Here is a 12899-nt window from a genome sequence, read left to right on the forward strand (position 1 = left end):
ACCATGCAGCAGATCAAAAATGTGGTGAGCGACCGTGGGTCGAAATATGCGGTGTCCGGCGGCGCGGTTGGCGATCGCAAGGGCGTGGATGCATTTCTCAAAACCTTAAAGCGGGATCGCAAATTTGCCAAAGCCACGCATAATACCTGGGGTGTCTTGCTTGAGGATGGCACCCCGCTCAAGGGTGATGACGGTGAAAGCGGGGCCGGGCTGGTGATTGTGCGCATGCTGGAGCGCGAAGGTCTTAGAAATCACGTTGTGGTTGTAACGCGTTGGTATGGTGGCACAAAACTGGGGGGCGACCGGTTTCGCAGGGTTCAGGATTGCGTGCGCGCCTATCTTGAAAAGTGGAATTGATACAGGTCAAGGGCATCAAAAAAGTAAAGTGATACGGTTTGTGCATATCCGTAATGGAGATTTGGATGCACCAGCCAAACAAAGCCAAGAAGCACGCGGCGCTTCTGGACCGGGCCGCCCGGCATATCGGTGTGGACCTTCAGGACAAGGCCATTTCCGGCGCTTTGCCGTTTGACGGCATTGCTGACGCTGTGTTGCGCTGTATGCAATGTGCGTCGCCAAATGACTGCGCACGCTGGCTGGAGACTCCAAGCGACGTGTCGGGTCAACCGCCCGAATATTGCCGCAACGCCGGTTTGCTGGCGCATTTGCGAGCGGACCCGGCATGAAACCGCTGGGCGACACCAACGTTCATTACTGGCTGGCTCAACGTATGGCGCGTGCGACTGAGACTGATCTTGTCGCGGCCATGGAAAAAGCGGACCTCAGTCAGGAAGACTGGGCCCAGATGGTGGCCGATTGCCGGGGTTGCGCGTGGACACGCGGATGCGAACGCTGGCTGGCACTGCACAGCGAGGAAACGGCACAGTCGGCTCCGTCTGATTGTGCCAATCAAGACCGATTTCAAAAATTGAAAGACGCATTGGAGGCGATGAACTGATGGGGTTTGCACGTCCGCTTGGCGATCCGGCCAAGCATTTCTGGCTGACGCGCAGTGTTGCGCGGGCCTTGGGATTGTCGCTGAGCGAAGCAATGGCCGAAGGGACGTTAACTGCGGCGGGCTATGCCGATTTGGTGACGCGGTGTCGGACATGTACGCGCGTTCAGGATTGCGAGACATGGCTGAGCGAGTGCGGTGGATCATCTGACATAGCGCCGGAATGCTGCATGCACAAATGCATGCTGGAAACGTTGGCATCACGCCACTGATGAACTTTTAACGGGAGGAATACATGGGACTTTTTGATAAACTGAACAAGCACTCGGACCTTGTTGGCGAGATGTCTGATCGGGTTGGGGTCGACTGGGAGAAGGCGTTGCAACAGCGTCCGGAACTGGCCGAGCAATATCGCTCTGCTGTTCTGAAATGCACACAATGCCGGGATGTTGGCGCCTGTCAGGGGTGGTTAAAAACCCATGATCACGCGGACGACGCGCCGGATTATTGCAAAAACCAGGGTCTGTTCGCCGAGTTGCAGGGTAAATAACGCCGCGCGATCATGCGTAACGATCGCCAGGTCTAAGGCGAGATGCGGGCAGGGTGCGCGGCCCGCTTTTGGTCGTGTTTTGCCAATACACGTGCGCGCGCCGGCACGGACGGATCAATTCTCCTGCCGCATCGTTGTCAGTCGAAAGATGCGAATTCGCCCGGATAAGGCGCATTGCGGCGCATGGCGTAACCCCCATCACGCATCGCCAAAAACAACCCCGAGCATGATGTCGGCATTTTTGGGCCGCAGGTGATTCGGAACGCTTCCCAAATGATTCGTTCGGTGATACGATTGCCCCACAGACCCGGAAAACGGGCGTATTGAGGCAAATTTCGGCGGGTTCCGATGACAGAGATGGTTTATGGCGCGCTTCCTATTCAGGAGCGTGAACCGGTACTTCCTAAGTGGTGGCAGACGCTGGACAAATGGTCGATGACGTCGATCCTTTTGTTGTTTGGAATTGGTATCCTGCTGGGGCTCGCTGCGTCGCCGCCTTTGGCTGCCAAAAACGGGTTCGAGCCGTTTTATTACGTGAAGAAACAAGCGATTTTTGGTGGTGCCGCGATGGTCGCGATGCTGCTGACGTCGATGATGACGCCCCAGCTTGTGCGCCGTCTCGCGGTGATCGGCTTTATTGTCACGTTGCTTGCGACTGCCATGTTGCCGTTTTTCGGAACAGATTTTGGCAAGGGCGCGATGCGCTGGTATTCGCTGGGCTTTGGGTCGGTGCAACCGTCAGAGTTTCTTAAACCCGGCTTTGTCGTTGTGGCCGCCTGGTTGATGGCGGCAAATGAAGAGATCAATGGCCCACCCGGGCGCATGTGGTCGTTCCTGTTGATGGTGACAATTGTCGTGATGCTGGCATTGCAGCCCGATTTTGGTCAGGCCTGTCTGATCCTGTTCGGCTGGAGCGTGATGTATTTTGTGTCGGGCGCCCCGATGCTGTTGATTGGCGGCATTCTTTTTTCGATCTATCCTGCAGCGCAGCTGTCCTATAGCAATTCCGAGCATTTCGCGCGCCGTATCGACGGGTTTCTGGACCGGTCGCTGGATCCCACAACCCAGATTGGATATGCCACCAATGCGATCCGCGAGGGTGGCTTGTTTGGCGTGGGGGTCGGCGAAGGACAGGTTAAGTGGAGCCTGCCGGACGCACATACGGACTTTATCATCTCTGTGGCAGCCGAAGAATACGGGCTTATTCTGGTGATGTGTATCATCGCGCTTTATGCGGTGATTGTGCTGCGCAGCTATTTCCGTCTGATGCGCGAACGTGACCCGTTCATCCGTCTTGCTGGCACCGGGTTGGTTGCGATATTTGGCGTTCAGGCGATGGTCAATATGGGCGTCGCCGTGCGCCTTTTGCCATCCAAAGGCATGACCTTGCCGTTTGTCAGCTATGGCGGCTCCTCTCTGATTGCGGGGGGGATTGCGGTTGGTATGATTCTGGCGTTTACCCGCACCCGGCCCCAGGGTGAGATTGGGGAAATTTTGCGGGGACATTTGAAATGACACAGCAGCCGGTTCTGGTGATCGCGGCGGGCGGCACCGGGGGCCATATGTTTCCGGCGCAGGCGCTGGCCGAGGTCATGCTGCGCAAAGGTTGGCGGGTCAAGCTGAGCACGGATGCTCGTGGCGCGCGCTATACCGGTGGGTTTCCACATACGGTCGAGATCGAGCAAGTCAGCAGCGCAACTTTTGCCCGGGGTGGCGTGCTGAGCAAGCTGGCCGTGCCGTTCCGCATTATGGGCGGCGTGCTGAGCATGGCCGCGAAATTCCGCAAAGACCGGCCTCAGATTGTGGTTGGCTTTGGCGGATATCCCAGTATTCCGGCCATTGGTGCTGCGTGGCTGCTAAAGCTGCCGCGCATGATCCACGAGCAAAACGGCGTATTGGGACGGGTCAACGAAAAATTCGCCACACGGGTCGATGAGATCGCCTGTGGCACATGGCCAACAGAGTTGCCAGCGGGTCTGGAAGGCGTTCACACAGGCAATCCTGTGCGCAAGTCTGTTCTTGAGCGGGCCGGGGCCAGCTATATTCCGCCCGGTGATTACCCGATGTCGATTTTAGTGATTGGCGGCTCTCAGGGCGCGCGCATTCTAAGCGACACGGTGCCCGGTGCCATTGCGGCATTGCCTGAAAACATTCTGCGCAATGTGCGGGTCAGTCACCAGGCGCGCGACGAAGATTTTGATCGCGTTACCGCATTTTATAACGAGCACGGGATTGACGCGGATGTGCAGCCGTTCTTTCACGATGTGCCTGCCCGGATGAGCGAAGCACAGCTTGTGATCTCGCGCTCGGGTGCGTCCAGTGTTGCAGACATCAGCGTAATTGGGCGCCCCTCTATCCTGATCCCATACGGTGCAGCGACCGGGGATCATCAAACCGCAAATGCGCGTGGATTGGTCGAGGCGGGTGGTGCCATCCTGATCCCGGAACCCAAATTGTCGGTCGAGGTTCTGACCGATCAGATCACAACTATTCTCTCGAACCCGGACGGCGCCAGCCAGATGGCGCGCGCGGCGACGGCTATCGGCAAACCCGATGCCACAGACGCATTGGTCGCATTGGTCGAGATGTTGGCAAGTAAGGAAGCGTAACGATGAATGCTGCAACGAAACTGCCCGGAGACGTGGGGCCAATCCATTTTGTCGGAATGGGTGGTATTGGCATGTCCGGTATTGCCGAAGTTTTGCTGAACCACGGCTATGTGGTGCAGGGCTCTGACCTGAAGGCAAGCAAGATCACGGACCGGCTGGTTTCACGGGGTGCGACGCTGTTTATCGGGCAAAAGGCGGAAAATCTGGAGAATGCCGAAGTTGTGGTGATCTCTTCTGCGATCAAACCGGGCAACCCGGAACTGGACGAGGCGCGTCGGCGCGGTATGCCGGTGGTGCGCCGGGCGGAAATGCTGGCCGAGCTGATGCGGTTGAAGTCCAATGTCGCCGTTGCCGGGACGCATGGCAAAACCACCACCACAACCATGGTGGCCGCGCTGTTGGATCACGGACAATACGATCCGACAGTGATCAATGGGGGTATCATTCACGCATACGATTCCAATGCGCGGGTCGGGGATGGCGAATGGATGGTTGTTGAGGCGGATGAAAGCGACGGCACATTCAACCGGTTGCCCGCGACCATCGCCATTGTCACAAATATCGATCCCGAACACATGGAGCATTGGGGCACCGAAGAGAACCTGCATCGCGGGTTTCTGGAATTTGTGTCCAACATCCCGTTTTACGGGCTGGCGGTGTGCTGCACCGATGATCCGGATGTGCAGACGCTGGTTGGGAAAATCACCGACCGTCGTGTGGTGACATTTGGGTTTAACGCGCAGGCGGATGTGCGGGCGCTGAACCTGACCTATGAGGCGGGCGTGGCGCATTTCGATATCGCACTTCAGGGCGAAGATGCGCTGATCGAAGGTTGCACGCTTCCGATGCCCGGGGATCACAATGTGTCTAATGCGTTGTCAGCGGTCGCAGTCGCGCGCCATCTGGGCATGAAAAAAGACGAAATCCGCGAGGCTCTGGCTGCGTTTGGTGGCGTCAATCGACGGTTCACCAAAGTGGGTGAGGTCAATGGCGGTGTGCCGGTGATCGACGATTATGGCCACCATCCGGTTGAAATTGCCGCCGTTCTGAAAGCCGCGCGTCAGGCGATTGGTAAAGACAGCACCGGCCGGGTGATTGCCGTGCATCAACCGCACCGGTTTTCGCGCCTGTCATCGCTGTTTGAAGATTTCTGCGCCTGTTTTAACGAGGCAGACGTGGTGGGCATTGCCGAAGTGTTCGCTGCTGGCGAAGACCCGATCCCCGGGGCAAGCCGCGATGATCTGGTGGCGGGTTTGGTGGCACATGGCCATCGCCATGCCCTGGCCATCGACAGCGAAGACGCATTGGCCGAATTGGTCAAAGCAGAGGCGAAGCCCGGCGATATCGTGGTCTGTCTGGGCGCAGGTACAATCAGCACGTGGGCCAATAATTTGCCCCAGCGGTTGGGATGATTTCCGGATAAGTGCGCATCAAAACGCAGGGAACCTTTGAAACCCCATGACACTTTGCATGAATATCATTCCGGGAGCGGCGCATTGAGTATTGCGCTTGTTCTGGCCTGCTTCTGGGTTCTGGCCGCAACAATTGTGGCGATGTTGCCAATGCACCGGCAATATGTGCCCGGTGTGATGTTGCTGGTCGCGGCGCCGGTGTTGATTGGGTTTATCGGATGGCAACACGGCGCTTTGTTGGGTGGTGTTGCCCTGTTTGGATTTTTGTCGATGTTCCGACGCCCTTTGCGCCACTTTTATCGCAAGGCGCGCGGACTGGAGATTGAGGAGGTGCGCGAATGAGTCTGTCTTTGATTTTGGCGCTGGCCTGGCTTTTGGCGGCCAATCTGCGGGCGATGTTCCCGTCCAAAGATAATCTGTGGAAATTTGCCTATGTCATGATTGGTATTGGCGTGCCAATCCTGATCGGCGTGGCCGTGCAAAACGGTATCTGGATGGCGCTAATTGTGTTTGTCATGGCCGCGTGGGTGATGCGCTGGCCGGTGATCTATCTGACCCGTTGGGTCAAAAGGCAACTGGGATGATGCTGGATGTTGCGCTGGGGCTGAATGCCGTGATCTGGTTTGCGGCGCTGGTGTTCCCGGCCTTTGGGTTCGCCAAAGGGTATTATGATCAACGCCCGGTCCTGGTGCGCGCGCAACTGATCCTTTTGTGCCTGCTTGTGCTGCTGCTGGCCGTGGGGCAGGGCCTGAAATACACCGCCACGCCCGAGCAAAGCGAAGATGTGAGCGAGCTTTTGAGCTATCGGCTTTGGGCCATTGGCGGGCTTGCGGTTTCTTCGGCGCTGGGGTGGGCCACCTATTTTCTGGGACGCAAGCTGGCCCTGCGAAAGAGCTAGGCATGTCTGCAGCTATTCCGGTCCTTCTGGTTATTGGCTCTTTCGGTCTGGGCCTTTGGCGCGGCGCTATATCAAGCCAGAACTGGCGCAGGCTGGTTAAGGCGCTGGGGCTTATCCTGCTTGGAAACCTGTTGGTTTTTGGGACGTCGCATATGTCATCGCTAGAGGTCAGCGTCGCATTAATTGGCATTTGGCTTTACATTATCTTGCCCGCGACGGTGGGGTTTTGTATCGGTGCCGGGCTGGGGCTGATCGGGCGCTGGCTGACACGCAAGGATCACATTGAATGACCGACATGCCACAAACCCGCGGAAAACTGAAAGCCAACGTCGCGCTGGATGGCCTGACATGGTTGCGTGTGGGCGGGGCGGCGGATTGGTTGTTTCAGCCTGCCGATACACAGGACCTTGCGGACTTTTTGCGCGATTTGCCTCAGGACGTTGCTGTTTTTCCGATGGGCGTTGGCAGCAATCTGATTGTGCGCGACGGCGGGTTGCGCGCGGTGGTGATCCGCATGGGACGCGGCTTTAATACAATTGAGGCTCAGGGTAATCGGGTGCGCGCCGGCGTGGCTGCTTTGGATGCGCATGTGGCACGCAAGGCGGCTGAGGCGGGTATTGATCTGACATTTCTGCGCACCATTCCCGGTGCCATCGGCGGTGCCGTGCGCATGAATGCTGGGTGTTATGGCACCTATGTGGCCGATGTTTTTGTCGAGGCCACGGCAGTGACACGACAGGGTGAGATCGTGACGCTGAGCGCGCAGGACCTGAATTTCCGCTATCGCCAAACCGATTTGCCCGACGGCTGGGTCATCACCGAGGCCGTGTTTGAGGGGCCATCGGGCGATGCCAATGCGCTGAGCGATCACATGGAAACGCAGCTGGCCAAGCGCAATGCGACGCAGCCAACCAAGGATCGTACGGCAGGCAGCACCTTTAGAAATCCGGCTGGGTTTTCGTCAACCGGGCAGGCGGATGATGAGCATGATCTTAAGGCGTGGAAGCTGATCCAGGACGCCGGAATGCGCGGCGCGCAGGTGGGTGGCGCACAGATGAGCGAGATGCACGCCAATTTCATGATCAACACCGGTGGCGCAACCGCCGCAGATTTAGAAAATCTGGGCGAGGATGTGCGAAAAAGGGTTTTCCAAAACAGCGGAATACAGCTAGAGTGGGAAATTATGCGCGTCGGTGAACCGGCGGCAGAAAAAAGACCGGCCTCAGGCACAGAATAGGCCGGAAAAAGAATGATAAAACAGGGCGGTACGGGTGAAATATAACACCTGAAAAGCCCGGGACATTGAGGCACAGCGGGTTATGTCGAGCAGGGCAAACCCCAAAGTTGCGGTATTATTGGGCGGCCCCTCTGCCGAGCGCGAGGTCAGTCTGTCATCTGGGCGTGAATGCGCTGCCGCACTGAGGGAAGCAGGTTACAACGTTGTCGAGGTCGATGCAGGCCACGACCTTGTTGCGCGCCTGAACGAGATCAAACCGGATGTTGCGTTTAACGCTCTGCATGGCCGTTGGGGTGAGGATGGGTGTGTGCAGGGTATTCTGGAGTGGATGGGCTTGCCCTATACGCATTCCGGGGTGCTGGCCTCAGCTTTGGCGATGGACAAGCAGCGCTCCAAGGACGTCTACCGTGCCGCCGGGTTGCCGGTTGTTGAAAGCGTGATCTGCCCTAAATCCGAGGCTTCGACCCGCCACGTCATGGCGCCGCCCTATGTGGTGAAGCCAAATAACGAAGGCTCATCCGTTGGTATTTACATCGTCAACGAGGCCGCCAACAGCCCTCCACACCTTTCCGATGACATGCCGGATCAGGTGATGGTCGAGACTTATGTGCCCGGACGCGAGCTGACCACCACAGTGATGGGTGACAAGGCATTGTCAGTAACGGATATCATCACTGATGGCTGGTATGATTATCACGCGAAATATGCCGAAGGCGGATCGCGTCACGAAATCCCCGCCAATATCCCCAAAGACATTTTTGACGCCTGTATGGACTATGCCCTGCGCGCCCATGACGCGCTGGGATGCCGGGGTGTCAGCCGCACCGATTTCCGTTGGGATGAGGCGCGCGGGCTGGACGGGTTGTTCCTGTTAGAGACCAATACCCAACCCGGAATGACGCCAACGTCGCTGGCGCCCGAACAGGGGCAGGTTGTGGACATGGGGTTCCCGGAATTCTGTGCTTGGATGGTGGAGGACGCCTCGTGCAACAGGTAGATACGCGCTCTGATCCTGCCCCGTCACGGTGGTCTTATCGTCTGCAGCGGCTGATGTTGACGCCGTTGTTTCGCCTGTTCCTGCGGTTTGTTTTGCCCTGTGCGCTGGTGGCTGGCGCGGCGCTGGTCTGGTTGTCCGATCAAAGCCGGGTCGACAAGCTGATGATGGCCTATAATGACATTCGCACCGAAATTGCCACGCGCCCCGAATTCATGGTCAACGCTATGGCCATTGACGGCGCGTCTAAAAGCATTGCCGAAGACATCCGTGAAATCATGCCGATTGATTTCCCGACCAGCTCGTTTGATCTGAATCTGCCGGAAATTCAGGACCGCATTTCTGAACTGCCCGCAATTGCCAGGGCCTCTGTCCGGGTGCGTCCCGGTGGGATTTTGCAGATCGAAGTGGCCGAGCGTGATCCGGTGATCTTGTGGCGCACATATGACGGATTGGCGCTGGTCGATGTCGAAGGATACATCACCGGTCCTGCGCGGGCGCGCACGTTGCACCCTGCGATGCCGTTGATGGCAGGTGCCGGTGCCGACCGCGCCGTGGAAGAAGCCTTGCAGCTTTTCGCCGCTGCGGGCCCATTGGCCAGCCGGGTGCGCGGCCTTGTGCGCGTCGGAGAGCGGCGCTGGGACGTGGTGCTTGACAGAGAACAGCGCATTTTGCTGCCCGAAGTTGGCGCCGTGCAGGCGCTTGAGCGCGTGATCGCGCTGAGTGATGCACAGGAAATGCTGGAAAGAAATCTATTGGTTGTCGACATGCGACTGGCAACCCGTCCAACCATTCGTCTGGCCGAAGCGGCCGTCGAAGAATGGTGGCGGATCAGTCAGTTGTCTTTGGGGAAAGCGAAGCAATGATCGAGCTTTATGAATCACAGCGCGCCATGCGCAACATGCGCAAAGCCGCCATGCAGCGCGGCGTTGTCGCGGTTCTGGATGTGGGCAGTTCCAAGATTGCCTGCCTTGTTCTGCGCTTTGATGGCACGGACAGGCTAGCGGAAACCGACGGTGTCGGCTCGATGGCGGGGCAAAGCGGGTTTCGCGTCATTGGCGCGGCGACCACACGGTCGCGCGGCGTGCGCTTTGGCGAAATCAACGCCATGCAGGAAACCGAACGCGCCATTCGCACCGCCATTCAGGCGGCGCAAAAGATGGCCAAGATCCGGGTTGATCATGTGATTGCCTGTTTTGCCGGGGCCGATCCACGGTCTTACGGGTTGGATGGCAGCATCGATCTGGAAGGGCACGTGGTCACCGAACAGGACGTGGCGCGGGTGTTGTCTGCCTGTGACGTGCCTGACTTTGGCGGAGAGCGCGAAGTGTTGCATGCACAACCGGTGAATTTTGCACTGGACCACAGATCCGGTCTGGCCGATCCGCGCGGACAGATGGGGCAAACCCTGACCACCGATATGCACATGCTGACCGTTGACGAAGCCGCAGTTCAGAACCTCGCACATTGTGTGAAACGTTGTGACCTTGATCTGGCAGGGATTGCGTCTTCTTCTTATGTGTCGGGCATGGCGGCGCTTGTTGAGGATGAACAGGAACTGGGCGCGGCCTGTGTGGATATGGGCGGCGGCGCAACCGGGCTGTCGATCTTTATGAAAAAGCACATGATATATGCCGATACAGTGCGCATGGGCGGCGATCATGTGACCGGCGATATCTCGATGGGTCTGCAGGTTCCCACGGCCACGGCTGAGCGGATCAAGACATTCTATGGCGGTGTCGTTGCCACGGGAATGGATGACCGCGAGACGATCGATCTTGAAGGCGACACAGGTGATTGGGAACATGACCGTCGCTCGGTCAGCCGGGCTGAGCTGATTGGCATCATGCGTCCGCGGGTCGAAGAAATTCTGGAAGAAGTGCGCGCGCGGCTGGATGCGGCTGGGTTTGATAATCTGCCCAGCCAGCAGATCGTGCTGACCGGTGGCGGCAGCCAAATTCCGGGCCTGGATGGTCTGGCGTCAAAAATACTGGGTCAGCAAGTGCGTCTGGGGCGTCCGATGCGGGTGCATGGCCTGCCACAGGCGGCCACAGGGCCGGGGTTTGCCAGCGCAGTTGGCATGTGCCTGTTTGCAACCCATCCACAGGATGAATGGTGGGATTTCGACCTGCCAGTGGAACGTTATCCGGTCCGCTCCCTGCGCCGGGCAGTGCGCTGGTTCCGCGACAACTGGTAGGCCATTTTGTGGGTGACGGCGTGTGTGGCATGGGCTATCCTTTGCCCAACCGACCCGCAAAAGGGTGGACCATCAGGCCGGGCAGTGGCCTCTGAGTAACGAAGATACGGTTTTCCCTGTTGCGTTGTTTCGCGACGGTGAGTCGCTTTTTGTTGTGTGTCACGTGTCCGAAAGCGCAAAATCTGTAAAAACCGGCAAGATACCGCTAGGCACTCATCTTTTTTGCCCACATTTTGTGGTATTTAGTGCTTTTTTGGATGACGGGTCCATAAAGCACAGGTAATAATGGGCGTGAGTAGGCAGAAAAAACGTCCCGCATCAGCGGGTAAAACAACAGGCGGACAGTTCTATGACATTGAATCTGACGATGCCCGATGAGGCGGACCTGAAACCACGTATCACCGTGTTTGGTGTTGGCGGGGCCGGTGGCAACGCGGTCAATAATATGATCGCGAAAGAGCTGGAAGGTGTGGACTTCGTTGTGGCCAATACCGATGCGCAGGCATTGCAACAAAGCGACGCGGGCAATCGCATTCAGCTGGGTGTGAAAGTCACCGAAGGTTTGGGCGCAGGGGCGCGCGCAACCGTTGGTGCTGCTGCTGCCGAAGAAAGCATCGAACAGATTGTCGATCATCTTGCGGGCGCGCACATGTGCTTTATCACGGCTGGTATGGGTGGGGGCACCGGTACTGGTGCAGCTCCGATTATCGCGCAAGCCGCCCGTGAACTGGGTGTTCTGACGGTGGGTGTTGTCACCAAACCGTTCCAGTTCGAAGGCAACAAGCGGATGCGTCAGGCCGAAGAAGGCGTTGAAAGTCTGCAAAAGATGGTCGACACGCTGATCATCATTCCAAACCAGAACCTGTTCCGTCTCGCGAATGAGAAAACCACCTTTACCGAGGCGTTTTCGCTGGCCGACGATGTTCTGTATCAGGGTGTTAAAGGTGTGACGGACCTGATGGTACGTCCCGGCCTGATCAACCTCGACTTTGCTGATGTGCGGGCCGTGATGGACGAGATGGGCAAAGCGATGATGGGCACCGGTGAAGCCGAGGGCGAAGATCGCGCCGTTCAGGCCGCTGAAAAAGCCATTGCCAACCCGCTGCTGGACGAAATCAGCCTGCGTGGTGCACGTGGCGTGCTGATCAACATCACCGGCGGACACGATCTGACGTTGTTCGAACTGGACGAAGCCGCCAATCGCATCCGCGAAGAAGTGGACGCAGACGCGAATATCATCGTTGGCTCGACACTGGATGACGGTATCGAAGGCGGCATGCGCGTTTCGGTTGTGGCCACGGGTATCGATGCATCAGAAATGACATCGCCAATGCCAATTCCGCGCCGTTCGATGAAGCAGCCCCTGACACAACAGGTCGCTCAGGAAGTTGAAGAGACCGAACTGGTTGCCGAAGAAACTGTTGCGGCAGTGGAAGAGGCCGGGCCAGTTTACGTTGCTCAGCAAGCCCAGGAGCCAACCTTGTTCTCGGACATGGATGCGCAAAGAACCGCTGCCGAAGACCAGATGGAAGACATCTTTGACGACGAGCCAGCCGCGCCGGTCTTTGAACCTGCTGCACGGGACGACGATCTGCCACCTCCGGCGTATCAACCCGCACCGGTTCAGGCGTTTGAGCCCGAGTTCGTTGCCGAGGAAGAAGAGCCGCAAGACTATGTCGCGCCTCAGCGTCCGGCAGCTGGTACTCCGACACCGCAGATGATCGAGCGTCTCAAGGCAGCCGTCGACAAGGCACCCGCTGCTGCACCTGCGCGTCCGGTTGAGCAACCACATGCCGAGGAAAAAGCGCGCTTTGGGATCAACTCTCTGATCAACCGTATGACCGGTCACGGCCACGAAGCTGCTGCACCACGTGGCGCTCAGCCAGTGCGTCAACAGCCCAGTGTGCAGGCTGCCGAGCCAGAACAGCAGATGGACGAAGATCAGGAGAAGATCGAAATTCCAGCTTTTCTGCGACGTCAGGCAAACTAAATTAACAATAAATATTGTTAGAAAGGTCGCGGTTTTCGCGGCCTTTTTCTTTTTATT

At 57.7% G+C, this 12899-nt stretch carries 17 protein-coding genes; all 17 read left to right on the plus strand.

Annotation, left to right across the window (positions count from 1 at the left end; all coding sequences use genetic code 11):
• The first annotated feature begins 3 nt into the window (after positions 1-3).
• Positions 4-357 (plus strand): YigZ family protein, encoded by a 354-nt coding sequence (locus tag ABJI08_RS14520; protein ID WP_348402559.1) that lies wholly within the window; start codon positions 4-6, stop codon positions 355-357.
• A 65-nt stretch (positions 358-422) separates the two neighbouring features.
• Positions 423-686, plus strand: coding sequence for a DUF6455 family protein (locus tag ABJI08_RS14525; protein ID WP_348402560.1), 264 nt, complete (start codon positions 423-425; stop codon positions 684-686).
• The gene (locus ABJI08_RS14530) at positions 683-958 is read left to right on the plus strand and encodes a DUF6455 family protein (RefSeq protein ID WP_348402561.1); all 276 of its coding nucleotides are present in this window, start codon (positions 683-685) and stop codon (positions 956-958) included. Before ABJI08_RS14525 ends, ABJI08_RS14530 begins: the two co-directional genes overlap by 4 nt.
• Positions 958-1227, plus strand: coding sequence for a DUF6455 family protein (locus ABJI08_RS14535; protein ID WP_348402562.1), 270 nt, complete (start codon positions 958-960; stop codon positions 1225-1227). Before ABJI08_RS14530 ends, ABJI08_RS14535 begins: the two co-directional genes overlap by 1 nt.
• Positions 1228-1250: 23 nt before the next feature.
• Entirely contained in the window at positions 1251-1505 is a 255-nt protein-coding gene (locus ABJI08_RS14540) for a DUF6455 family protein (protein ID WP_348402563.1), read from the plus strand.
• Between the two features lie 348 nt (positions 1506-1853).
• Positions 1854-3020 (plus strand): putative peptidoglycan glycosyltransferase FtsW, encoded by a 1167-nt coding sequence (locus tag ABJI08_RS14545; protein ID WP_348402564.1) that lies wholly within the window; start codon positions 1854-1856, stop codon positions 3018-3020.
• On the plus strand, positions 3017-4114 hold the full coding sequence (locus ABJI08_RS14550; protein WP_348402565.1) for a UDP-N-acetylglucosamine--N-acetylmuramyl-(pentapeptide) pyrophosphoryl-undecaprenol N-acetylglucosamine transferase: 1098 nt from the start codon (positions 3017-3019) through the stop codon (positions 4112-4114). The genes ABJI08_RS14545 and ABJI08_RS14550 overlap by 4 nt, the downstream gene beginning before the upstream one ends.
• 2 nt (positions 4115-4116) lie before the next feature.
• The gene (gene murC / locus ABJI08_RS14555; protein WP_348402566.1) at positions 4117-5526 is read left to right on the plus strand and encodes a UDP-N-acetylmuramate--L-alanine ligase; all 1410 of its coding nucleotides are present in this window, start codon (positions 4117-4119) and stop codon (positions 5524-5526) included.
• A gap of 84 nt (positions 5527-5610) precedes the next feature.
• Positions 5611-5868 carry a DUF2484 family protein gene (locus ABJI08_RS14560; protein ID WP_348402567.1) on the plus strand — a complete coding sequence of 86 codons (258 nt, stop codon included), beginning with the start codon at positions 5611-5613 and terminating at the stop codon, positions 5866-5868.
• The gene (locus ABJI08_RS14565; protein WP_348402568.1) at positions 5865-6110 is read left to right on the plus strand and encodes a DUF2484 family protein; all 246 of its coding nucleotides are present in this window, start codon (positions 5865-5867) and stop codon (positions 6108-6110) included. The genes ABJI08_RS14560 and ABJI08_RS14565 overlap by 4 nt, the downstream gene beginning before the upstream one ends.
• Complete coding sequence (locus ABJI08_RS14570) at positions 6107-6424, plus strand: hypothetical protein (RefSeq protein WP_348402569.1); 318 nt, start codon at positions 6107-6109, stop codon at positions 6422-6424. Before ABJI08_RS14565 ends, ABJI08_RS14570 begins: the two co-directional genes overlap by 4 nt.
• A gap of 2 nt (positions 6425-6426) precedes the next feature.
• On the plus strand, positions 6427-6714 hold the full coding sequence (locus ABJI08_RS14575; RefSeq protein ID WP_348402570.1) for a hypothetical protein: 288 nt from the start codon (positions 6427-6429) through the stop codon (positions 6712-6714).
• A complete protein-coding gene (gene murB / locus ABJI08_RS14580) occupies positions 6711-7661 on the plus strand; it encodes a UDP-N-acetylmuramate dehydrogenase (RefSeq protein WP_348402571.1) in 951 nt (316 codons plus the stop codon). The genes ABJI08_RS14575 and murB overlap by 4 nt, the downstream gene beginning before the upstream one ends.
• 82 nt (positions 7662-7743) lie before the next feature.
• Positions 7744-8658, plus strand: a complete 915-nt coding sequence (locus ABJI08_RS14585) for a D-alanine--D-alanine ligase (RefSeq protein ID WP_348402572.1) — start codon at positions 7744-7746, stop codon at positions 8656-8658.
• A complete protein-coding gene (locus tag ABJI08_RS14590) occupies positions 8646-9521 on the plus strand; it encodes a cell division protein FtsQ/DivIB (RefSeq protein WP_348402573.1) in 876 nt (291 codons plus the stop codon). Before ABJI08_RS14585 ends, ABJI08_RS14590 begins: the two co-directional genes overlap by 13 nt.
• Positions 9518-10852, plus strand: a complete 1335-nt coding sequence (gene ftsA, locus ABJI08_RS14595) for a cell division protein FtsA (RefSeq protein ID WP_348402766.1) — start codon at positions 9518-9520, stop codon at positions 10850-10852. The genes ABJI08_RS14590 and ftsA overlap by 4 nt, the downstream gene beginning before the upstream one ends.
• A gap of 349 nt (positions 10853-11201) precedes the next feature.
• The gene (gene ftsZ, locus ABJI08_RS14600) at positions 11202-12842 is read left to right on the plus strand and encodes a cell division protein FtsZ (RefSeq protein ID WP_348402574.1); all 1641 of its coding nucleotides are present in this window, start codon (positions 11202-11204) and stop codon (positions 12840-12842) included.
• Positions 12843-12899: the final 57 nt, after the last annotated feature.

It is taken from the genome of Shimia sp. (assembly GCF_039969785.1).
Classification (GTDB): Bacteria; Pseudomonadota; Alphaproteobacteria; order Rhodobacterales; family Rhodobacteraceae; genus Shimia.